The 21,842-nt window shown below is 70.2% G+C and carries 18 protein-coding genes; 9 read left to right on the plus strand and 9 right to left on the minus strand.

Features of this window, described 5'->3' with window-relative positions:
- Window positions 1-83: 83 nt before the first annotated feature.
- Entirely contained in the window at window positions 84-1,172 is a 1,089-nt protein-coding gene (locus tag MYA_RS19945) for a calcium:proton antiporter (protein ID WP_011882346.1), read from the minus strand.
- 529 nt (window positions 1,173-1,701) lie between these two features.
- Between MYA_RS19945 and MYA_RS19950 the strand changes: the two genes are divergently transcribed.
- The 5 genes from MYA_RS19950 (at window position 1,702) to MYA_RS19970 (ending at window position 7,412) form a co-directional block, all read left to right on the plus strand.
- Entirely contained in the window at window positions 1,702-3,255 is a 1,554-nt protein-coding gene (locus MYA_RS19950) for a 3-hydroxyacyl-CoA dehydrogenase (RefSeq protein WP_014724794.1), read from the plus strand.
- A gap of 58 nt (window positions 3,256-3,313) precedes the next feature.
- Window positions 3,314-4,636 (plus strand): phenylacetate--CoA ligase PaaK, encoded by a 1,323-nt coding sequence (gene paaK / locus MYA_RS19955; RefSeq protein WP_011882344.1) that lies wholly within the window; start codon window positions 3,314-3,316, stop codon window positions 4,634-4,636.
- A gap of 40 nt (window positions 4,637-4,676) precedes the next feature.
- Entirely contained in the window at window positions 4,677-5,477 is an 801-nt protein-coding gene (locus MYA_RS19960) for an enoyl-CoA hydratase-related protein (RefSeq protein WP_014724795.1), read from the plus strand.
- Between the two features lie 115 nt (window positions 5,478-5,592).
- Window positions 5,593-6,267, plus strand: a complete 675-nt coding sequence (locus MYA_RS19965; protein ID WP_011882342.1) for a MarC family protein — start codon at window positions 5,593-5,595, stop codon at window positions 6,265-6,267.
- 164 nt (window positions 6,268-6,431) lie between these two features.
- Window positions 6,432-7,412, plus strand: coding sequence for an aldo/keto reductase (locus tag MYA_RS19970; RefSeq protein ID WP_041494116.1), 981 nt, complete (start codon window positions 6,432-6,434; stop codon window positions 7,410-7,412).
- A gap of 48 nt (window positions 7,413-7,460) precedes the next feature.
- Here MYA_RS19970 and MYA_RS19975 read toward each other — a convergent pair whose 3' ends face one another.
- The 5 genes from MYA_RS19975 to MYA_RS19995 all read right to left on the minus strand — a co-directional run bounded on the left by MYA_RS19975 (window position 7,461) and on the right by MYA_RS19995 (window position 12,394).
- Window positions 7,461-8,327 carry a CPBP family intramembrane glutamic endopeptidase gene (locus tag MYA_RS19975; RefSeq protein ID WP_014724797.1) on the minus strand — a complete coding sequence of 289 codons (867 nt, stop codon included), beginning with the start codon at window positions 8,325-8,327 and terminating at the stop codon, window positions 7,461-7,463.
- A gap of 86 nt (window positions 8,328-8,413) precedes the next feature.
- Window positions 8,414-9,070, minus strand: a complete 657-nt coding sequence (locus MYA_RS19980; RefSeq protein WP_011882339.1) for a VC0807 family protein — start codon at window positions 9,068-9,070, stop codon at window positions 8,414-8,416.
- 542 nt (window positions 9,071-9,612) lie between these two features.
- The gene (locus MYA_RS19990; RefSeq protein WP_041494117.1) at window positions 9,613-10,677 is read right to left on the minus strand and encodes a 2,3-butanediol dehydrogenase; all 1,065 of its coding nucleotides are present in this window, start codon (window positions 10,675-10,677) and stop codon (window positions 9,613-9,615) included.
- Between the two features lie 29 nt (window positions 10,678-10,706).
- Entirely contained in the window at window positions 10,707-10,973 is a 267-nt protein-coding gene (locus MYA_RS31740) for a hypothetical protein (RefSeq protein ID WP_155624686.1), read from the minus strand.
- A gap of 221 nt (window positions 10,974-11,194) precedes the next feature.
- Window positions 11,195-12,394, minus strand: coding sequence for a GNAT family N-acetyltransferase (locus MYA_RS19995; protein WP_041494118.1), 1,200 nt, complete (start codon window positions 12,392-12,394; stop codon window positions 11,195-11,197).
- A 168-nt stretch (window positions 12,395-12,562) separates the two neighbouring features.
- Between MYA_RS19995 and pdxR the strand changes: the two genes are divergently transcribed.
- The gene (gene pdxR, locus MYA_RS20000; protein WP_041494280.1) at window positions 12,563-14,089 is read left to right on the plus strand and encodes a MocR-like pyridoxine biosynthesis transcription factor PdxR; all 1,527 of its coding nucleotides are present in this window, start codon (window positions 12,563-12,565) and stop codon (window positions 14,087-14,089) included.
- 118 nt (window positions 14,090-14,207) lie between these two features.
- Here the strand turns inward: pdxR and MYA_RS20005 are convergent, their stop codons facing one another.
- Entirely contained in the window at window positions 14,208-15,461 is a 1,254-nt protein-coding gene (locus tag MYA_RS20005; protein WP_014724801.1) for an MFS transporter, read from the minus strand.
- A 154-nt stretch (window positions 15,462-15,615) separates the two neighbouring features.
- On the opposite strand from MYA_RS20005, the gene MYA_RS20010 reads away from it, so the two are divergent.
- The 3 genes from MYA_RS20010 to MYA_RS20020 all read left to right on the plus strand — a co-directional run bounded on the left by MYA_RS20010 (window position 15,616) and on the right by MYA_RS20020 (window position 19,824).
- Complete coding sequence (locus MYA_RS20010) at window positions 15,616-16,491, plus strand: LysR family transcriptional regulator (RefSeq protein ID WP_041494119.1); 876 nt, start codon at window positions 15,616-15,618, stop codon at window positions 16,489-16,491.
- A 274-nt stretch (window positions 16,492-16,765) separates the two neighbouring features.
- Window positions 16,766-18,394: a trypsin-like peptidase domain-containing protein gene (locus MYA_RS20015; RefSeq protein ID WP_014724803.1), complete on the plus strand. Its 1,629-nt coding sequence runs from the start codon at window positions 16,766-16,768 to the stop codon at window positions 18,392-18,394.
- A gap of 227 nt (window positions 18,395-18,621) precedes the next feature.
- Window positions 18,622-19,824 carry an MFS transporter gene (locus tag MYA_RS20020; protein WP_014724804.1) on the plus strand — a complete coding sequence of 401 codons (1,203 nt, stop codon included), beginning with the start codon at window positions 18,622-18,624 and terminating at the stop codon, window positions 19,822-19,824.
- A 126-nt stretch (window positions 19,825-19,950) separates the two neighbouring features.
- On the opposite strand, the gene MYA_RS20025 is transcribed toward MYA_RS20020, so the two are convergent.
- Window positions 19,951-20,649, minus strand: a complete 699-nt coding sequence (locus tag MYA_RS20025; RefSeq protein ID WP_011882330.1) for a fumarylacetoacetate hydrolase family protein — start codon at window positions 20,647-20,649, stop codon at window positions 19,951-19,953.
- Between the two features lie 128 nt (window positions 20,650-20,777).
- A complete protein-coding gene (locus tag MYA_RS20030; protein WP_014724805.1) occupies window positions 20,778-21,746 on the minus strand; it encodes a helix-turn-helix transcriptional regulator in 969 nt (322 codons plus the stop codon).
- Window positions 21,747-21,842 lie beyond the last annotated feature (96 nt).

Here is a 21,842-nt window from a genome sequence, read left to right on the forward strand (position 1 = left end):
CCCGGCGGGCTGAAGCGGCGAGCGCACCGCGGGCCCGGCGCAGCGCGGCGGTTGCGCCGCCGTTGCGCCGGGCGGCCCGCCGCTCAGTGCGTGACCGACAGGAACAGGTACGCGGCGAACAGCGACAGATGCACGACGCCGTGCAGGACGGTCGTGCGTCCCTGGCTCAGCGTGAGCGTGCTGACGAGCAGCGTGAGCGCCAGCAGCACGGTTTCCATCGGGCCGATGCCGAGCGTGAGCGGATGTCCGACCCAGATGAACACGGCGGCGACGGTCGGAATCGTCAGCCCGATGCTGGCGAGCGCCGAGCCGAGCGCGAGGTTCATGCTGGTCTGGAGCCGGTTTGCCCGCGCGGCGGTGACGGCCGCGAGCCCTTCGGGCAGCAGCACGAGCGCGGCGATCACGATGCCCACGGCGGCCTCCGGCGCGCCGAGCTTCATCACCGCGTGCTCGACGGCGGGCGACAGCAGCTTCGCGAGCAGCACCACGGCGACGAGGCTCGCGAACAGCAGCAGCATGCTGACTGCCGCGGTGCGTGCGCTGGGCGGCGTCGCGTGGATCGATTCGTTCGCACTGTCGTGACTGGCGAGAAAGTAGTCGCGATGGCGAACCGTCTGCACGAACACGAACACGCCGTACAGCACGAGCGACGACACGCCCGCGAACGCGAGCTGCGAATTCGAGAACTGCGGGCCGGGCGCCGCGTTCAGGTAGTTCGGCATCACGAGCGACAGGACCGACAGAGAGGCGAGCACCGCCAGCGCCTTGCTCGCGCCGCGGCCCTGGAAATCCTGCTCGCCGTGCTTCCACGCACCGACCAGCAGGCACAGCCCGACGATGCCGTTGCAGATGATCATCACGGCGGCGAACACGGTGTCGCGCGCGAGGCCCGACTTTTCCGGGCCGGCGCCGAGCATCACCGACACGATCAGCGCGACTTCGATGACGGTCACGGCGACCGCGAGCACGAGCGTGCCGAACGGTTCGCCGACGCGGTGCGCGACGACTTCGGCGTGATGGACCGCGGCGAACACGGCGCCGGCGAGCGCGGCCGCGAACACCGCGATGACGAGGCCTTCGGCCGGCACGGCGCGCGACAGCGCGAGGACGAGCCATGCGGCGAGCGGAGCCCAGAGGGTCCAGCGCGGCAGCTGATTGGACGAAATCGGCATGAACGGTTTCCTATGCGAGCGGCGGCGCGACACGCGCCGTCACGGGTTGACGAAGCCCGGCCGGGTGATGCGCCGAACGATGACGATGAAGCTCAACGGATGACAACACGAAGCCGTGCTGCGTCGGGTCTGCCGCAGCGGGGCGGCGAGGGGTGCGGGCGGGCCGAAGCCCGTCGCTGGATGAAGCGGGTTGATGCGATCGGGTACCGATGACGGGATGCACGGGCCGACAGTCAGACCGGCCGACGACCGACCCGAACGCCGCCACGGCGACGAGAGGCGGCTGCGCGCGGTTCCCCAGGATGCTGCAATTTGTCGGATTTTATCACACGTTGAAGGTCTACTGCGCGATTTTCCAGAGATTTAGTGAATTTTCGTTCGATAAAGCGTCCCGTTGCCGCATGATTCCTTTCCTGCAGTTTCCGTAAAGCGGCATTGCCCAACGAATTCGGGCTGGCCCTGACATAAATCTACCGACCGGTCGGTTTATAATCGCTCGCACTTCCACTTTTATGACGGATCGCAAGCGATGGCTGTTTCTTCTGCACATTCGGTGAACTCGGGCGCGCTGGCGCCATCGGCGCTCGTCGGCGTGATCGGCGCAGGTGCGATGGGTGCGGGCATCGCGCAGGTCGCGGCGGCGGCCGGTCATACCGTGCTGCTGTACGACCTCGACGAGGCCGCGTGCGACAAGGCGCTCGCCGGCATTCGTGCGCAGTTCGTGAGGCTTGCGGAGAAAGGCCGCCTCGAGCCGGCGCAGGCGGACGCGGCCGGCTGCCGCATCCGCGCGGTGCGCGCGCTGGCCGAGTTCGCCGGCGCCGCGCTGATCGTCGAGGCGGCGGCCGAGCGGCTCGACGTGAAGCGCGAGATCTTCGCGACGCTCGAACGCCATGTCGACGAGCGCTGCGTGCTCGCCACCAACACGTCGTCGATCTCGATCACGTCGATCGCAGCCGGCCTGCGCGCGCCACAGCGCGTGGCCGGCCTGCACTTCTTCAATCCGGCGCCGTTGATGGCACTCGTCGAGGTGGTCAGCGGGCTCGCGACGGCCGCGGAGGTCGCACAGCTGCTGTACGACACGGCCGCCGCGTGGGGCAAGCGGCCGGTGATGGCGAAATCGACGCCGGGATTCATCGTGAACCGCGTCGCGCGCCCTTATTACGCGGAGGCGCTGCGCGTGCTGAACGAGCAGGGCGGCACGCCGGCGTCGATCGACGCCGTGATGCGCGACGCCGGCGGCTTCCGGATGGGGCCGTTCGAGCTGATGGACCTGATCGGTCACGACGTGAACTTCGCGGTGACCGAGTCGGTGTTCCGCGCGTACTTCAACGATCCGCGCTACACGCCGTCGTTGATTCAGCAGGAACTCGTGAACGCCGGCTTTCTCGGCCGCAAGTCGGGGCGCGGCTTCTACTCGTACGCGCCCGACGCGCCGCCGCCGGCGCCCGAGTTCGAATCGCCTTGCGTCGCACCGGCCGACGTCGTGCTGTTCGAGCAGGAAGGCCCGGCTGTGGCGCTCCACGCGCGCTTTGCCGAGCGCATCCCGAACGCGCGGCAGAACGGCGCACACGCCGACGAGCTGATCGCGGTGGCCGGCCGCGCATCCATCGCGCTGACCGACGGCCGTACCGCGACGCTGCGCGCCGCGCAAACCGGCGTGGCCGATCTGGTGCTTGTCGATCTTGCGCGCGACTACGCTCGGGCCGGCCTGGTCGCGCTCACGCGCGCGCTCCAGTGCAGCGACGCCGCTTACGCCGATGCGGTCGGCCTGTTCCAGCAGGCGGGGTTCCGCGTCGTGGGCGTCGGCGACGTGCCCGGCATGGTCGCGATGCGCACCGTCGCGATGCTCGCGAACGAGGCGGCCGACACCGTCAATCAGGGCGTGTGCTCGCCCGCCGATCTCGATCTCGCCATGGAAAAGGGCGTGAACTACCCGTGCGGCCCGCTCACGTGGGCCGATGCGATCGGCATCGGCCGCGTGCATCGCGTGCTGTCCCATCTCGCGACGAGCTACGGCGAGGACCGCTATCGCGTGTCGCCGCGCATCGCCGCCCTGCACGCGGCCGGCCGCACGTTCCGTTAGCCGCCGCCCGCATCCCCTCGATCACGACAACGACATCACTCCACTGGAGGAGCACCCCATGACTCACCCGACGCATCCCGCCGCCGCGCTCGAGCCGATCGAGACCGCCAGCCGCGACGAACTCCAGGCGCTGCAGCTCGAGCGCCTCAAGTGGTCGCTGCGCCACGCGTACGACAACGTTGCACACTATCGCCGGACGTTCGACGCGGCGGGCGTGCACCCGGACGACCTGCACACGCTCGCCGATCTCGCGAAGTTCCCGTTCACGACCAAGAACGACCTGCGCGACAACTACCCGTTCGGCCTGTTCGCGGTGCCGCGCGAGCAGGTCGTGCGCGTGCATGCGTCGAGCGGCACGACCGGCAAGCCGACCGTGGTCGGCTACACCGCGCGCGACATCGACACGTGGGCGAACGTGACGGCGCGCTCGATCCGCGCGGCCGGCGGCCGGCCGGGCGACACGCTGCACAACGCGTTCGGCTACGGGCTCTTCACCGGCGGCCTCGGCATTCACTACGGCGCGGAGCGGCTCGGCTGCATGGTCGTGCCGATGTCGGGCGGGCAGACCGAGAAGCAGGTGCAGCTGATCCGCGATTTCGAGCCGAAGATCATCCTCGTCACGCCGTCGTACATGCTGAACCTGATCGACGAGATGGTGCGGCAGGGGATGGACCCGGCCGACTCGTCGCTGAAGATCGGCATCTTCGGCGCGGAGCCGTGGACGCAGGCGCTGCGCGACGAAGTCGAGACGCGCGCAGGCATCGACGCGCTCGACATCTATGGGCTGTCGGAAGTGATGGGGCCGGGCGTCGCGTGCGAGTGCGTCGAGACGAAGGACGGCCCGGTGATCTGGGAGGACCATTTCTATCCGGAGATCATCGATCCGGCGACCGGCGAAGTGTTGCCGGACGGCAGCGCGGGCGAGCTCGTGTTCACGTCGCTGACGAAGGAGGCGATGCCGGTGATCCGCTACCGCACGCGCGACCTCACGGCGCTGCTGCCGCCCACCGCGCGCGCGATGCGCCGGCTCGCGAAGATCACCGGCCGCTCCGACGACATGCTGATCGTGCGGGGCGTCAACGTGTTCCCGAGCCAGATCGAGGAGATCGTCGTCGCGCAGGCCCAGCTGTCCGGACAATTCCAGGTCACGCTGTCGCGCGACGGCCACATGGATCGGCTCGAGCTGGCGGTCGAGCTGCGCTCCGAAGCCGCGGCCGGGATGACCGACGGCGATCGCGCGGCGATCGCGCGCGAGCTGCAGCACCGGATCAAGACGATGATCGGCGTATCGGCCGGCGTGACCGTGCTCGCGGCGGGCGGGATTCCGACGACCGCGACCGGCAAGGCGCGGCGCGTGATCGACCGCCGTCAGGCGGCGTGAATCCGACCGTCACCCGTTCTACCCCAAGGAAACCCGTTCGATGGATGGATTGAAGACTTTGGCCGTCGCGGTCGACGCGCGCGGCATTGCGACCGTCGCGCTGCGGCGCGGCGATGTGCTCAACGCGTTCGACGAGACGATGATCGCCGAGCTGACCGACGCCTACACGACGCTCGGCGCGCGCGACGACGTGCGCGCGATCGTGCTGCGCGCGGACGGCCGCGCGTTCTGCGCGGGCGCTGACCTGCAGTGGATGCAGCGCGCGAGCGCGAACGATGCGGCCGCGAACCTGCGCGACGCCGAGCGCTTCGCGGCGATGATGCGTGCGATCCGGCAGTGCGCGAAGCCGACCGTCGCGCGCGTGCAGGGCCACGCGTTCGGCGGCGGCGTGGGCCTGTGCGCGGCCTGCGACATCGTGATCGCGAGCGATCAGGCGCGCTTCTCGGTGAGCGAGGCGCGCTTCGGCATCCTGCCGGCGGTGATCGGCCCGTATCTGGTCGAGGCGGTCGGCCAGCGCCAGGCGCGCCGGCTCGCGCTGACCGCGACGCAGCTCGGCGCGAGCGAAGCCGTCGCGATCGGGCTGATCCATCAGGCCGTGCCGCTCGATGCGCTCGATGCGGCGCTCGAGCGCACGCTCGCCGAGCTGAGCCGCAACGGGCCGAACGCGCTGATGGAGATCAAGCGCTTTTTCGATGCGATCGGCGAATACCCGCCGTCGGCCGAGCGCGCGGCATTCACCGCGCAGACGATCTCGCGCGTGCGCGCGACGGCCGAAGCGAAGGAGGGGTTCGCCGCGTTCTTTGCGAAGCGGCCGCCGGCGTGGGAGCCGGGCGTCGAATAAGGCGGCGCGGGCCGGCTGCGGCGCCGCACGATTTGCGGCGCGCGCGCGGGCGCTTGCTCTACAATGCGTGACCCCCGGCACGCCGCCGGCCCAGCCCTGTCCGTTGATTTCCCCGATGATCGTCAACCGTCTTGTTTCCGAGATCCTGTTCGGCTTCACCGGCCTGATCGGCATCATCAATCCGATCGGCATCGCCTTCCTGTTCCTCGAGCGCACCGAGGCGCTGACCGAACATGAGCGCAACCTGCTCGCGCAGAAGGTGGCGTTCAACGCGTTCATCGTGCTGCTGGTCGCGTTCTTCGCCGGCACGCCGGTGCTGCATTTCTTCGGGATCTCGATGGAAGCGCTGCGCATCGGCGGCGGCTTCGCGGTCGCCGTCGCCGGCTGGCAGATGCTCAACGAGCCGGACGGCCCGGCCGGCGGCGGCGACACGCCGATCAAGCCGATCGATGCGAGCGCAATCATGACGCGCGCATTCTTCCCGCTCACCGTGCCGCTGACCGTCGGTCCCGGTTCGATCGCCACCGCGATCGCGCTGAACGCGAACCGCACGCACAAGCTGTCTGAATTCATGCTGTCGAGCATCGTGTCGATCACGGTGTCCGTGCTGGTTGCGGTCGTGATCTGGCTGACCTACAGCCGCGCCGCGCTGCTCGCGCGCTATCTCGGCACCGAAGGCACCAAGGTCGCGAAGCGCGTGTCGGCGTTTCTGCTGCTGTGCATCGGCGTGCAGATCATGCTGACCGGCTTCTCCGAGTTCCTCCAGCCGCTCGCCGACCAGATCAAGTAAGCCGCTTCGTCGTGGGCCGCATCGGCCGGCGCGGCGTCGGCCCCGCGTGGTGCGGCGGCGCCGCCGTGCGCCGGCGCGTTCGCGCGCGACGGGATACCATCCAGCGTCCGGCCGGCGCGCGATGCGCGTACGGCCGCCATTCCACTTCAACGACGAGGCGTGCGATGCAATACGTGAAATTCGGATCGACCGGGCTGGACGTGTCGAAGCTGGTGCTGGGCTGCATGACGTTCGGCCAGCCGTCGCGCGGCACGCATCCGTGGACGCTGCCGGAGGCGGACAGCCGCCCGATCATCCGGCGCGCGATCGAGGCCGGCATCAACTTCTTCGATACCGCGAACATGTATTCGGACGGCACGTCGGAGGAGATCGTCGGCCGCGCGCTGCGCGACTTCGCGAAGCGCGACGACGTCGTGATCGCGACCAAGGTGTTCTACCGGATGCGGCCGGGGCCGAACGGCGCGGGCCTGTCGCGCAAGGCGATCATGACCGACATCGACCAGAGCCTGAAGCGGCTCGGCACCGACTACGTCGACCTGTACCAGATCCATCGCTGGGACGACGCCACGCCGATCGAGGAGACACTCGAGGCGCTGCACGACGTCGTGAAGGCGGGCAAGGCGCGCTACATCGGCGCGTCGTCGATGTACGCGTGGCAGTTCGCGAAGGCGCTGTACACGTCGAAGCAGCATGGCTGGACGCGCTTCGTCAGCATGCAGAATCACCTGAACCTGCTGTATCGCGAGGAGGAGCGGGAAATGCTGCCGCTGTGCGAGGCCGAAGGCATCGCGGTGATCCCGTGGAGCCCGCTCGCGCGCGGCCGCCTGACGCGCGATTGGAGCGAGACGTCCGGCCGGCAGCAGAGCGACGCGGTTGGCCAGCGCCTCTATGACGCGACGGCCGACGCCGATCGCGCGGTGGTCGAAGCCGTCGCGGCGATCGCGGCCGCGCGGAACGTGCCGCGGGCGCAGGTCGCGCTTGCGTGGGTCGCGCACAAGCGCGGCGTGACCGCGCCGATCGTCGGGATCTCGAAGCCGCATCATCTCGACGATGCGCTCGGCGCGCTGCAACTGAAGCTGAAGGACGACGAGATCGCGGCGCTCGAAGGTCCGTACGTGCCGCACGCGGTGGCCGGCTTCAACTGAGCCGTCGCCTGAGCCGGAGTGGCGCGGCGCCGCCGCGCGGTTCGGCGTTCAGTGCGCGGCGGCGAGCATCGGGTAGGTGAACAGCCCGAAGTGAATCGCGTTCAGCCCGGCATGCGCGAGCGCGGCGGCGACGAGGCCGCCGCGTCGCCATGCAAGCCCGTAGCCGACGCCGGCGAGCGTGCCGAGCGCGATCCACGGCCAGCCGCCCGCCGCGTGCGCGGCGCCGAACAGCAGTGCGCCAACGGCCAGCGCGGCCCACGGCCCCCAGCGGAAGCGGCCGAGCGCGCGGGTCAGCCCGCCTTGCACGTAGCCGCGGAACAGCGCCTCTTCGGCGAGCGTCACGAGCAGCACGTTGTTGACCAGCCAGAGCCAGCCCGAGGCCGGCCATTTCGGCGCCCAGCCGACCATCCCGAACGCGAGCGCGCCGACGAGGCAAGCGGCTGCCGTACCGACGGCCGCCATCGCGCCGACGCGCAGCGCGCGCCGGAGGGGCACCTCGGGCGCCACCCACGGCAGCGTCCACAGCAGCCACAGGCCGACCAGCGGCTTGTCGAAATTCAGGTACATCGTGAACGGCACGGCATCCGGCGTGAAGCGCGTCGGCGCGATCACGCGCGGGTTGTGGAAGCCCGGTATCAGGTGCAGGCTCAGCGCGATCGCGAGCGCCGCGAACACGAGGTGCGCGGCGATCCGCACGGCGAGCGGCCGGCGCGGCGCGACACCCCACGCGGCGGCGGCCAGCAGCGCGAGGGGCGCGAGCGCGATCGGCGCCAGCTTGCCGAATGCGAGCGCGAGCGCATAACCGAACCCGGCGACGGCGACGCTGGTGCCGTGCAGCGGGCGCAGCCAGGCGAGTGCGGCGGCCGTGAACAGCGCGAGCCAGATCGTGGCGAGCGGGAGCAGCGAGAGGGACATGGGGCGATGCAACGGGCGAACGGGACGCCGCGCATCATACCTCAGCGAAGTCGCGATGCTGCGCCGCAGCGTCGCGGCGCGAGCGCTCAGCGGCCCGCGGTTTCGGTGAGGCCGTCGCGGGTCGGGATGTCGACGCTGTTGCGCTCGCGGATGCGCCGCCGATACCAGAACGTCCACAGCAGCAGCGTGCCGAACACCGTGTAGCCCATGATCGGCGACACGACCAGCACGCGCTCGACGGGCCACGTCATCACCATCCATAGGCGCAGCAGCATCTCGAGCGTCATGCAGGTGCCCCACACGAACGTCATCAGCCGCAGCATGCGGCGCAGGTACGGTTGCTCGGCCCAGACCGTCTCGAAGCGCTCGGCGCCGCCGGCCATTTCGCGTGCGACGGTGGCACGCGCGAGATAGAAGATCAGCGGCCGGTCGCGAAACAGCGACAACAGGAACACGACGCCGATCGAGCCGGACGCGAGCGATTCGCGCATCAGCAGCGTGCGCGCGTCGCCGCCGAGCGCCATGCCGATGAGCGACAGCGCGATGCCGAGCAGCACGATCGCGGCCACCGCATCGACGCGGCGGGAGCGGACGAATTCGACGACGGACCAGACGATCGGCGGAACCGCCGACGCGTAGAGAGCGCCGGTTTCCCCGAAATGTGGATGCGCGACCCGGTAGGCGACCCAGGGCAGCAGCAGATTGACGACGAGTTCGAGGAGCAGGCCGGCGCGTGGTTTCACGGGAGCGGGGCGCGGCGGGCGCGCGGCTGTGAAGGCGTTTCGAGTATATCGAAGTCGGACCCCGTGCGTGGGGTGTGGGGCGCAGGGGCGGCTCTGAAGGCAGGCAAGGCAGCGGGCGATGCATTGGGGGCGGCTGGCGCGGCGGCGGCTCAGGGCGCAGCGGCCAACTGCCCGCTAAGTCGATGGCGGCTTGCCCGCCGCGACCTACCGCCGAGCGCCCAACGCGTAGCGCGAACGGCGAACGGCGAACTGCCGAACGCCGAATGCCGAATGCCGAATGCCGAATGCCGAATGCCGAATGCCGAATGCCGAATGCCGAATGCCGAATGCCGAACGCCGAACGCCGAACGCCGAACGCCGAACGCCGAACGCCGAACGCCGAACGCCCAACGCCCAACGCCCAACGCCCAACGCGAACTGCGAATGGCCGGTCGCCCATCACCCATCGCCCGCGGCTCGCTGCGCGTTGCCCGTCATTCGCCATCCAGCGCCCATCGGAGCGCGGCACCCGCGCCCCGCGCCCCAACCGCCTCGAGCGTCCGTCAGGCTGCCACGGGCTGGACGATGATTTTCACGTTGCGGTCCTTGTGGTTGACCAGCTCCTCGAAGCCGCGCGCGACGATGTCGCCGAGCGCGATGCGTCCGGTGATGAGCGGCTGCACGTCGATGCGACCGTCCGCGATGAAGCGGATCACGTCCGCGAATTCGCCGTTGTACGCGAGCGAGCCGATCACTTCCTTCTCGGTCGACACGATGTCGAAGAAGTTGAACGACGTCGGCTCCTCGAAGATGCCGACCATCACCGACTTGCCGGCCTTGCGGATCACGTCGATCGCGAGCTTCGCGGTGGCCGTGTGGCCGATGCATTCGAACGACACGTCGGCGCCGTAGCCGCCCGTCAGCGCCTTGACCTCGGCGATCGCGTCGGACGCCTTCGGGTCGATCACGACCGTCGCGCCCACTTCGAGCGCCTTCTGCTTGCGCGCGGCCGACATTTCCAGCGCGATCACGCGTCCGGCGCCCGCGGCCTTCGCGCACATGATGGTGCACAGGCCGATCGTGCCGGCGCCGACCACGACGACGGTCTGCCCGACGATGTTGCCGGCCTTCTTCACCGCGTGCATCCCGACCGCGAGCGGCTCGATCAGCGCCCCGGCCTCCGTCGGAAAATTGTCGGGCAGCTTGTACAGCAGTTCGGCCGGCACGTTCACGTACTCGGCGAACGCGCCGTTGTTCATCAGCCCGGTGAACGCGAGGTTCTCGCAGATGTTGTACATCCCGTGCCGGCAATACCAGCAGGTGCCGCAATGCTGGCACGCGTCGGCCGTCACGCGCTCGCCGAGCGCGAAGCCGGTCACGCCCGCGCCGAGCGCCGCGATTTCGCCGCTGAATTCGTGCCCGAGGATGCACTGGCCTTTCAGGCCCGTGAGCGGGTGCGGCGCGTCGACGGGGATGAACACCGGCCCGGCGACGTACTCGTGCAGGTCGGAGCCGCAGATCCCGCACCAGTGCACGCGGATCTGGACCCAGCCGGCCGGCGGCTGTCCGGGGACGGGAACCTCCTCGACGCGGATGTCGTTGCGGCCGTGCCAGACGGCGGCTTTCATGCTGGGGGCGGTATGCGGTGCCGGTGTACTCACGTTGCTGTCTCCGTCAGATTGTCGTCGGGCGCGCGGCAGGGTGCCGGTGCGTCCGTCGCGCGATTGCGCGAACGTCCGATATGCAGGAATGGGGCCAGCGGGATGAGGAAGGCTGCGCGGCGATGCGGCAGGGCTGTCGATGTGCAATGCAGCACGCCGCGCTGCGTCGACATGGCGCCGATGGCACGCGAAACCGGCGCCGGATTTGCTGCAATTGCGACGGCACCGTGCGGATGAGACGACGCGACGGTCGTCTCACGCATTTGAGACGGAATGCGAGACGCGGTACGTGCTCGTTGCTGTTGGCGTGGGCGGTGGCACGAGCGTTCTGCGCCGGGGCGCGAGGGGGAGCCGAGCGCCGTATACCAAGCGCCAGCCGGCGACCACCGCCACAAGCCCTCAACGCACGCCGCCGCCAGCGGCCAAAACGCGCCGCCCCATCACACAGTCGCAGCGTGATCCACGTCGCGGCTGCGCCGCACCGTCAGCCGAGATCTTTCCGGTACTGGATGAATCCCGCGTCGTGCGCGAGCTTGTCGTACAGCGCGCGCGCCGAGGTGTTGGTTTCGTGCGTGAGCCAGTACACGCGGCTCGCGCCGGCTTCGCGGGCCCGCTCGTACACGGCCTCGATCAGCGCGCTGCCCGCGCCTTGCCCGCGCGCGTCGGCCGCCGTGAACAGATCCTGCAGATAGCAGTACGGCCCGTCGGTCCAGCACGAGCGGTGGTAGATCGCATGCACGATGCCGACCAGCTTGCCCGCCGCGTCGAACGCGCCGAGGACGAACATCGGTTCGGCCGGGTCCAGCAGCCGCGCCCACGTCGTCGCGGTCATCGCGTCGCTCGCCGGCGACCGGTAGAACTGTCGATAGCCGTCCCACAGCGGCCGCCACGCGGCTTCGTCGGCGGCGGCGAGCGGGCGCACCGTGACGTGCGTCGCGCGGCTCCCGCGCTCGGCCGCGTCGCGCGCACGGGCTTGCCGCTCGCGGATCGCGACGAGCGATTCGCGCTGCACGCCGTCGGCGTCGAAGTTCGCGGGCGCGAGCCACGCTTCGAACGCGGCGCGCACGTCGGGCCACTCGCCGTCGACGATCGAGAACCATGTGGTGTCGCGATTGCGGCCCTTGTAGACGATCGCCTGCCGGAACGTGCCTTCGTAGCGGAAGCCGAGCCGTGCCGCGGCCTTGCGCGACGGCGCGTTGAGCGCGTCGCACTTCCATTCGTAGCGGCGGTAGCCGAGCGTGTCGAACGCGTACTTCATCAGCAGGTATTGCGCGTCGGTCGATACCGGCGTGCGCTTGAGCAGCGGCGAGAACGTGACCGAGCCGACCTCGATCACGCCGTTGGCCGGATCGATGCGCATCAGCGCGAGCGTGCCGACCGCGCGGTTCGTCGCGCGGTCGATCACCGTGTAGTGCAGCGGATCGGCGCTCGCCGCCGCGCCGCGCAGGTAGTCGCGGAAGCTCGACTCGTCGGCGTACGGCCCGTGTGCGAGATAGGTCCAGTCGCCGGCGTCGGGCGCTTGTGCATACGCGGCGTACAGCTCGGCGGCATGGCGCTCGGCATCGAGCGGTTCGAGCCGGCAGTAGCGGCCTTCGAGCACGATGCGCTCCGGGCGCGGGCGCGCGGACCAGTCGGGAACGGGACGGCCGATGGGTTGCTGCAAATCGTTGGTGGGCGTGGACAAGATCGATCTCGCGTCGGTTGGCGGTTGGCGGCCGGCGGCTTGCCGGCATGCAGACGATCGTAGTCGCGCCGAGGTACCATGAAAAGCGCCAGACTCATGCAAATTTATGGTGCCACGCGTGCCGCCTCGCGTGGTGCGCACCGCGATACCCCGATGCCGCGAGATTCGATGACGACCGACATTCCTTCCCACGACGCGCCCGCGTTGCCGCTCGACGCGCCGCTCGCCCGCACGGCCGGCGCGCCGTCGTTGCAGCGCCAGCTGCTGCGCCGCGTGCGCGATGCGATTCTCGGCGGCGCGATGCCGGCCGGCACGCGGCTGCCCGGCACGCGCGCGCTGGCCGATACGCTCGGCGTGTCGCGCAACACGACGGCGGCCGTGTACGAGCAGCTCGTCGCCGAGGGCTTCCTGCAGTCGGATCGGCGCGGCACGCGGGTGGTCGGCCTGTCGCGGCCGGCCGCGCCGCGCCGGCCCGCGGCGCCGCCGGCCGTCGCGCAGCGGCTCGGCCGGATCCGCCCGAGCCTGATCGGCAGCGGCGAGTCCGAATTTTTCCGGCCGGGCGTGCCCGCGTTGTCGCACTTTCCGGTGGACGCATGGCGGCATGCGATCGACCGCGCGCTGCGCCGCACCGGTCACGAGCTGCTGGCGTACGGCGATCCGCTCGGCGAGCGCACGCTGCGCGAATCGATCGCGCGACACCTGGCCGTGACGCGCGGCGTGCGCTGCGCTCCCGAGCAGATCGTGATCACCGAGGGCGCGCAGGGCGCGATCGCGTTGTGCGCGCAACTGCTGACGAATCCCGGCGATACGGTGTGGGTCGAGGAGCCCGGCTATCGCGGCGCGCGCAGCGCGATGCAGGCGGCGGATCTCGATGTCGTGCCGATGCCGGTCGACGCGGAGGGGTTGCGCGCGGACGATGCCGACTGGGCCGAACGCACGCCGCGGCTCGTCTACACGACGCCGTCGAACCAGTTCCCGACCGGCGCGGTACTGTCGATCTCGCGCCGCCTCGCGCTGCTCGAGGCGGCACGCCGGCATCGCGCGTGGATCATCGAGGACGATTACGACAGCGAGTTTCGCCATACCGGCGAGCCGATAGGCGCGTTGCACGGGCTCGCGGCCGATTCGCCGGTCGTCTATCTCGGCTCGTTCAGCAAGACGATGTTCCCGGCGCTGCGGATCGGCTTCCTCGTGCTGCCCGACGCGTTGCTCGCAGCCGTGCGCGCCGTGCTGCCCGAAATGCTGCGCGGCGGCACGCGCCACGTGCAGCTCGCGCTGGCCGACTTCATCGAGACCGGCGAATACGGACGGCATCTCGGACGGATGCGCCGGCTGTATCGCGATCGGCGCCGGCTGCTGCTCGCCGCGCTCGGCGACGCGTTCAGCGTGCCGCACGAGGTCGAGGGCGGCCCGTGCGGATTGCATCTGACGCTGCGGCTGCCGGCGCGCTATCCCGACCGCGCGATCGTCGCGGCGGCGCGCGAGCACGGGATCGGGCCGTTTCCGCTGTCGGGTTTTTCGATCGCTACGGCGCCGGCCGACAACGGGCTCGTGCTCGGCTTCGGCAATACGTCGGCCGATGCGTTCGCACCGATGCTGCAGACGTTGTCGACGATCGCGCAGCGTATCGCGCAAGCGCCGCGCAGCGAGCCGGTTGCGTATGCAGACGATGAGCGGGGAGCCGGCGCTCGGTGAGCGTATGGTGCCGAGGCTATCGGCCGTTGCCGCCTACAAGACGTGCGATGCGCCGCGCAGCGCCGGCATGTCGTGCGCACGCTGCAGCGGACCCGTGCGTTTCGACAGCGCCCGACACTCAGCGCGCCGGTTCCGCGCGCACGATCCGGCGCGCGGCGGCCAGGCCCAACAGCAGCAGAACCGCCACATACGCGACGACCGCGCCCCACGCGCCGTGTTGCCAGAACGTGCCGCCGACCGAGCCGAGCACGCTCGATCCGACGTAATAGGCGAGCAGGTACAGCGACGCCGCATGCCCCTTCGACGCCCCGGCGAGATGCCCGACCCAGCCGCTCGCGACCGCATGCGCGACGAAGAAGCCGATCGTGATGAGCACGATCCCGACGATGATCGCCACGAGCGACGGCGACAGCGTCAGCGCGAGGCCCGCTGCGAAGACGAGAATGCCGCTGACGAGAACGGGCGCACGCCCGACGCGATCGGCGAGCGCGCCCGCGCTCGACGACGACACCATGCCGAACAGGTACGCCGTGAAGATCAGCCCGCACGCGGTTGCGCTCAGGTTGAACGGCGGCGCGATCAGCCGGAAGCCGACGTAGTTGTACACGGTCACGAACGCGCCCATCACCAGGAAGCCGATCGCGAACACGAACGGCAGGCGCGGATGACGCAGCTGCGCGCTCCATAGCTGCAGGTGATGCCGCAGCTTCAGGTCGGTGCGTTTCACGAAGCGGCGCGACGGCGGCAGCAGCACGACGAACGCGATGGCGGCGGCGAGATCGACGACGCCGATCGTCAGCATCGCGGTGCGCCACGAGAAGTACTCTTCGAGCGCGCTCATCCCGATCCGGCCGATCATGCCGCCGAACGCGGTGCCGCCGACGTACAGCCCCATCGACAGGCCGAGCCCTTCGGGCGCGATCTCCTCGGCGAGATACGCCATCGCGACGGCCGGCACGCCGCCGAGCGCGAAGCCTTCGAGCGCGCGCCACACCAGCAGCAGGTGCCAGCTCGGCGCAACGGCGGCCAGCAGGTTGAACAGCGCGGCGAGCGTCATCGACGCGAACATCGGCCCGCGCCGGCCGACGCGCTCCGACAGCGCGCCCGCGCACAGGATCGACACGGCCAGCATGCCGGTCGACAGCGACAGCGACAGCGAACTCGACGCCGCGCCGACGTGGAATTCGCGCACGAACGCGGGCAGCAGCGGCTGCACGCAGTAGAGCAGCGAGAACGTCGCAAAGCCGGCCAGAAAGAGCGCCAGCGCGATGCGCAGGTAGGCGGCCGAGCGCGGCGACACGCCGGCCGGCAGCACATCGGGCGCGATGGTCGCGCCGCGCGCCGCCGCCGGCGGGTTCGTAGAAGAAGGCATGAGATGCACTGAATGGGCTGGGGGAGGCGGCCATTCTTGCGCATGGTCAAACATATGTCCAATATATGAAATAAACCGTAGCGATATGTTTTGCATCTGGCTGCGGCCGCTCGTTGCGGCTGCATCTTCCCGTCCACCGTCGATCGCATTGCGCATGGAACTCAGGCATCTCCGCTACTTTCTGGCCGTCGCCGCCGCGTCGAACTTCACGAAGGCCGCGCAGGCGCTGGGCATCGGCCAGCCGCCGCTGAGCCAGCAGATCAGGGCGCTCGAGGACGAACTCGGCGTCGAGCTGTTCAAGCGAACCGCGCGCGGCGCCGAACTCACCGTTGCCGGCGAGGTGTTCGCGGAAGAGGCGCGGCGCGTGCTCGACGACGCCGAGCGTGCTGCCCGTGCGGCGAAGCGGGCGGCACGCGGCGAAATCGGGCAGCTGCGCGTCGGCTTCACCGGGACGGCGGCGTTCAATTCGAAAGTCGCCGACCTGATCCGCCGCTTTCGCGAGGCGTTTCCGGATACCGAGCTGACGCTGCTGGAGGCGACCTCCGGCGTGCTGTTCGACGCGCTCGAAGCTGGCCGGCTCGACGTCGGGATCGTGCGTCCGGAGCGCCGCATCGCCGATACGCTGCACGCCGCGGACTGGGACGAGGAGCCGATGTTCGTCGCGCTGCCGGTCGCGCATCGGCTCGCGCGGCGCCGTCGGATCGAGCTTGCCGAACTCACCGACGAGGCGTTCGTGCAGGTGCCGCGCGAAGCGGGCAGCGCGCTGTTCGACGACATCGTCGCCGCCTGCAATGCCGCCGGCTTCCAGCCGCGCATGGCGCAGCCCGCACCGCAGATCGCGTCGGCGGTGACGCTCGTCGCGGCCGGACTCGGCGTGTCGATCGTGCCGATGGCGATCACGCAGGTGCAGGTCGCGGGCGTCGTCTATCGGCCGGTGGCCGACGACGGCCTGCGCGCGCGGCTCGCGATCGCCTCGCGACGCGACGCGCAGTCGCCGGTGGTGCGCAACTTTCTCGCGTTGGCGTGGTAGCCGGCGTGCCGCGGCGCGTTGGCCGAATTGGCATCGACTCGCGGCTGCCTGCACGCCGTGCACCGTGCGGTGAATATGCCGATTGACGAACCGGCGAGTTTGTCCGGAACGAACGCTGTCGCGGTTGCGGCGCGGCGCGCGTGGTAGGCATCCGGGTTTCGATGCGTAGGTCCGCGACGCGGCGTGGACTATAAATGGAACGTGTACCGGTGCTTGTCGGGCGTACGCGCGTGCCGCGCGGCTCCGCGCCGCGATCGCCCGGGGGAGGTGCACCGTGGTTCGCCAGACGCTTGCTCGCGCCGTGCTTCACGGCGCGTTGATCGGCGCCGTATTCGCGTGGTCGTGCGCGCCGTCGCCGCTCGTTGCCGGGACCGTCGCGCCGCCGCGCACGCCGCCCGGCATGAAGGTCAGGACGGCCGCGCCGCCGTATTCGATGCCGGTCGATTTCCCCGCGATCGTCGATCGCTACGGGCCGGCCGTCGTGACCGTCTCGACGGCCGCGGCGGAGCCGCAATCCGGCGGCCCGTCGTTCATGGAACTCGATCCCGACGATCCGCTCGCCGCATTCTTTCGCCGCGCAGCGCCGCCGCCGGCCGCGCCACGCGCGCAGACGCCGGCGCAGCCCTCCGATGCGTTGCCGCGCGCGATCGCCGGCAGCGGGTCGGGTTTCATCGTGAGCGCCGACGGGCTGATCCTGACGTCCGCGCACGTGGTGGCCGATGCGACCGACGTGACGGTGCGCCTGGCCGATCGCCGGATGCTCAAGGGCACGGTGCTGGCCGTCGATCCGCAGAGCGACGTCGCGGTGCTGCACGTCGACGCGACGAAGCTGCCGGTCGTGCATCTCGGCGACTCGTCGCGGGTGCGCGCCGGCGAACCGGTGATGACGATCGGCGCGCCGGACGGCGCGGGCAATACGGTCACGGCCGGCATCGTCAGCGCGACGTCGCATCTGTTGCCGGACGGCGGCGCGTTTCCGTTCTTCCAGACCGACATCGCGGTGAACCACGACAACTCCGGCGGCCCGGTATTCAACCGCGCGGGCGACGTGATCGGGATCGCGATGCAGGTCTACACGGACGCCGATCGCTACGCGAGCACGACGTTCGCGATTCCGATCGCGCTCGCCGTGAAGGTGCGCGCGCAAGTACAGGCGCAGATGCGCAGCAATGCGCAGGCGCAGCGCGCGGCGTCGGGGGATGGGGCGGGCAATGGGTCGGCTAATGGATCGGCTAATGCACTGGGTGTGGACGTGCAGGATGTCGGCGTCGGACTCGCGGCCGCGTTCGGGTTGCCGCGCGCGGCGGGCGCGCTCGTGAACACCGTCGATCCCGGCTCACCGGCCGCGTTGGCCGGCGTGAAGCCGGGCGACGTGATCGTGAAGTTCGGCGACCGGCCGATCGGCCGCGCGGCGGAGTTGAACGATCTGGCCGCGGCGTTGCCGGCGGGCGGGAAGGCGACGCTGCGGGCGATCCGCAATCGCGTGCCGAAGACGCTGGTGGTCACGGGCGCGGCCACGGGCGCCGACGACGCGATCGACGACGCGGCGTCGGCAGGCGTGCCAGGTGCTACGGGGCCGGTCGGCGCCGCCGGTGCGACGGCGCTGACGGTGGCCGCCGCGCGGCCGGCCGACGGCGGCGATCGGCTCGGACTGACGATGCATCCGCTGAGCGACGCGGAACGCCGATCGACCGGGCTCGCCGTCGGAATGATGGTGGATGCGGTGCACGGGCCGGCTGCGCGCGCCGGCATCCGGCCCGGCGACGTGGTGCTCGAACTCAACGATACGTTGCTCGAAACGCCGGAAGACGTGCCGGCGCTGGAAGCGCACGGCGGCAACGCGATCGCGGTGCTGATCCAGCGCGACAACGCGCGCAGATTCGTGTCGGTGCGGGCGCGGTAGTGCGTTGACCGCCAAGCGGTCGAGCAACTAACATCGTTCGACATCGCTGCCCGCGATTCGGGCATTCGGAGCCATACGGAATGAACGCGGCAATCTTTTTCGTAGTAGTACACAGGCGCAGGGTCCGGTAGCGACATCGCGCCGGCACCCATGCGCCCCCGACTTGCTCGGGGGCTTTTTTTGGCATCGCGCACGGCCGCACGGCGCATGTGCGGGAGGGCATCCACTTGCAACCAGACCTGTCGAATGCTTCGGCCGCCGCGGCGCCGCGATATGCGACGTTGATCGCGCTGTGCGTGCTCTCGGTGCTGCCGTTGAGCTTGTTTCTGCCGTCGTTGCCCGCGATCGCGCGCGAACTGCGCGCCGACTACGCGCTGGTCGCCCTTTCCGTCGCCGGCTACGCGGCCGTCGCCGCAGCGCTGGAGTTCGTCATGGGGCCGCTGTCCGACCGGTTCGGGCGCCGGCCCATCGTGCTGCTGAGCGTAGGGGCGTTCACGCTCGGCTCTCTCGGTTGTGCGCTCGCAACCGACATTCGCGTGTTTCTCGCTTGCCGTCTGCTGCAGGCCGCGATTACGTCCGTCTACCCGGTGTCGATGGCGACGATTCGCGACACCGGCGGGGGCGAGCATGCGGCCGGGCGGATCGGCTATGCGGCGATGGCGGCGGCGTTCGCGCCGATGATCGGGCCGACGCTGGGCGGCGTGCTCGATCAGACCGTCGGCTGGCGCGCGAGCTTCGGGCTGCTCGCCGCAGCCGGCATTGCGCTGCTCGGCTGGTGTGCGGCCGATCTCGTCGAGACGCATTCGCCCCACGTCCAGACGCTCGCGCAACAGCTGCGCGCGTATCCGGCACTGCTGCGCGCACGTCGGTTCTGGGCCTATGCACTTTGCATGGCGTTTTCCACCGGCGCGTTCTATGCGTTCCTGGCCGGTGCGCCGCTCGCCGCCAAAGTGGTGTTCGGTATCCCGCCCGTGCAAATCGGCTTGTGCATCGGTGTGGTCACGGCCGGCTTCATATGCGGCAGCTTCGTCGCTGCGCGACGCGCACACCGGCATGCGCTTGCGACGACGATCCTGTGCGGGCGCGCGCTCGCCTGCATGGGGCCGGCGATCGCGCTTGCATTGTTGCTCGGCGGCGTGAAGCATCCGCTTGCATGGTTCGGCCCGTGCGTCTTGATCGGCGTCGGAAACGGGCTGTCGAATCCGGCGGCGCACGCGGGCGCGATGGCGGTACGGCCGGATCTGGCGGGCAGCGCATCGGGGCTGGCCGGCGCCGCGACCATCGCCGGCGGCGCCGCGCTCGCGTCGTTGACCGGCGCCGTCCTGACCACCGGCAATGCGGCGTATGCGCCGCTCGCGACGATGTCGCTGTCGACGCTCATCGCGTTGGCGGCGGCAATGTGCATCCGGGCCTTCGATGCCCGCGCGTGAGTCATGTGCGCCGCCGCGCGCGGCCGGCGCGCCGATCGGGCGCAATGTGCGCGCCGTGCCGACCGGAGCCAAACGACGCGACGCGCAGCCGTTCCCGCCGGCGCCCGCGCATTGCCACTACAGCCGTTACGGCTTCGCGCCGACCACGAACTCGAACGTCGCGACGCCGTCCACCCCGCCCGTCACGCGATCGCCCGGCTGCAGCGCGCCCACGCCGGCCGGCGTGCCGGTGAAGATCAGGTCGCCGGCCTTCAACGCGACCGAGCGCGACACGTAGGCGATCACGTCGGGCACGGCCCAGATCATGTCGGCGAGATCGCCTTGCTGACGCGTGTCGCCGTTCACCGCGAGCCAGATCCGCCCGCTCGCCGGGTGGCCGGTCGCGCTCGCGGCGCGCAGCGGGCTCATCGGCCCCGACGCGTCGAAGCCCTTCGCCCAGTCCCACGGGCGGCCCAGCTTCTTGGCTTCGGCCTGCAGGTCGCGACGCGTGAGGTCGACGCCGACGCCGTAACCCCACACGTGCGACAGCGCGTCGGCCGGCTCGATCGAGCGGCCGTCCTTGCCGATCGCGACGACCAGCTCGATCTCGTGATGGAGGTCGTTCGTCAGCGGCGGATACGGGACGGTGCCGGCGGCCGGCACGACCGCATCGGCCGGCTTCGTGAAGAAGAACGGCGGTTCGCGGTCGGGATCGGCGCCCATTTCCCGCGCGTGGTCGGCGTAGTTGCGGCCCACGCAGAACACGCGGCGTACCGGAAAGCGCGCGGACGATTGATCGACTTCGACGGAAGGACGCTCGGGAGCGTCGATGACGTATGCGGACATCGGATGGCCTCGTTCGAATGGAAGACGGATACCGGCCGCCACCCGACGGCGGCGGCCCGGCATGCCTGCAACGATACCGGAGCGCCGCGCGCCGCGATGCGACGCAACTGCGCTTTAACCGGACAAATCTACGCGTCCGCGGCCGGCGCCGCGTCGGTTGCATCGGCCGCATCGGCCGCGCCGACTGCATCGGGCAGCGCGGCGTTCGCGTCGCGGTACGCCTTCGGCGACACGCCGACGCGCGCGCGAAAGCGCCGCGCGAAATACCCTTCGTCGCGGAAGCCGACTGCACGGGCGATGTCCGCGATGCGCCGGCTCGTATGCGCGAGCAGCGATTGCGCGAGCGCGATCCGGCGCTCGGTCACCAGATCGGTGAAGGTGCTGCCGGTCTCCTTGCGCACCAGATGCGCGAGGTAGTTCGGCGACAGGAACGCGGCCTCGGCGGTGGCCGCAAGCGTCAGATCTTCGCGCGTGAGGTTGGCGCGCACATGGCGCAGCACGCGTGCGAGCGCGTCGCGCCGGCCCGCGCGCTGGGCGCCGCGCTGCGCGAGCTTGTCGAGCGCGCCGGCGTACTGCGTGCAGACGAGCCCGATCAGCTGCAGCAGATAGCCGCGCAGCAGCGTGGTCGACCCGAAGGTGCGGACCCGGTCGGCGTCGAGCATGCACAGCGCGAGGCGGCGTGCTTCGTCGAACGCGTCGCCGGTCAGGATGAAGTCGAGATGCTCCTGGAAGCGAAACGGCGTCAGTTCGGGGACGCGGTGCGCGGGCACGTCCTCGAGATCGAGCGGATCGACGTCGAGATCGGTGCGCAGGAACGCCTGGCTGAAGTTGATCACGATGAAGTGAGCGCCTTCCGGATGCGGAATCAGGTGTTCGCGATGCGGCAGAACGAACGCGAGCGCGCCGCGCGGAAACGGCCGCGTGACGCCGCCGATCCGCTGCTCGGTGTCGCCGCCGAGATTGAACTGGATCTGGAAGTAGGTGTGCCGGTGCGGTTCGGTGATCGCCTGGCGCGACGCCTGGTCGCGGATGTAGAAATCGAGCCGGTCGCTGCGTTCGGGCATCCCGTACAGGCGCGGCGGGGCGGAGGAGGGCATGAAGAATTCGGCTGGTCGAGACGCGGTTGAGCCGCGATGGTACAGCGAACCGGGCGCCGCCGGAATCGGCGGGCGCCGGGCGACGGCTCCGCGGGG

The sequence above is a fragment of the Burkholderia sp. KJ006 genome (assembly GCF_000262695.1).
Classification (GTDB): Bacteria; Pseudomonadota; Gammaproteobacteria; order Burkholderiales; family Burkholderiaceae; genus Burkholderia; species Burkholderia vietnamiensis.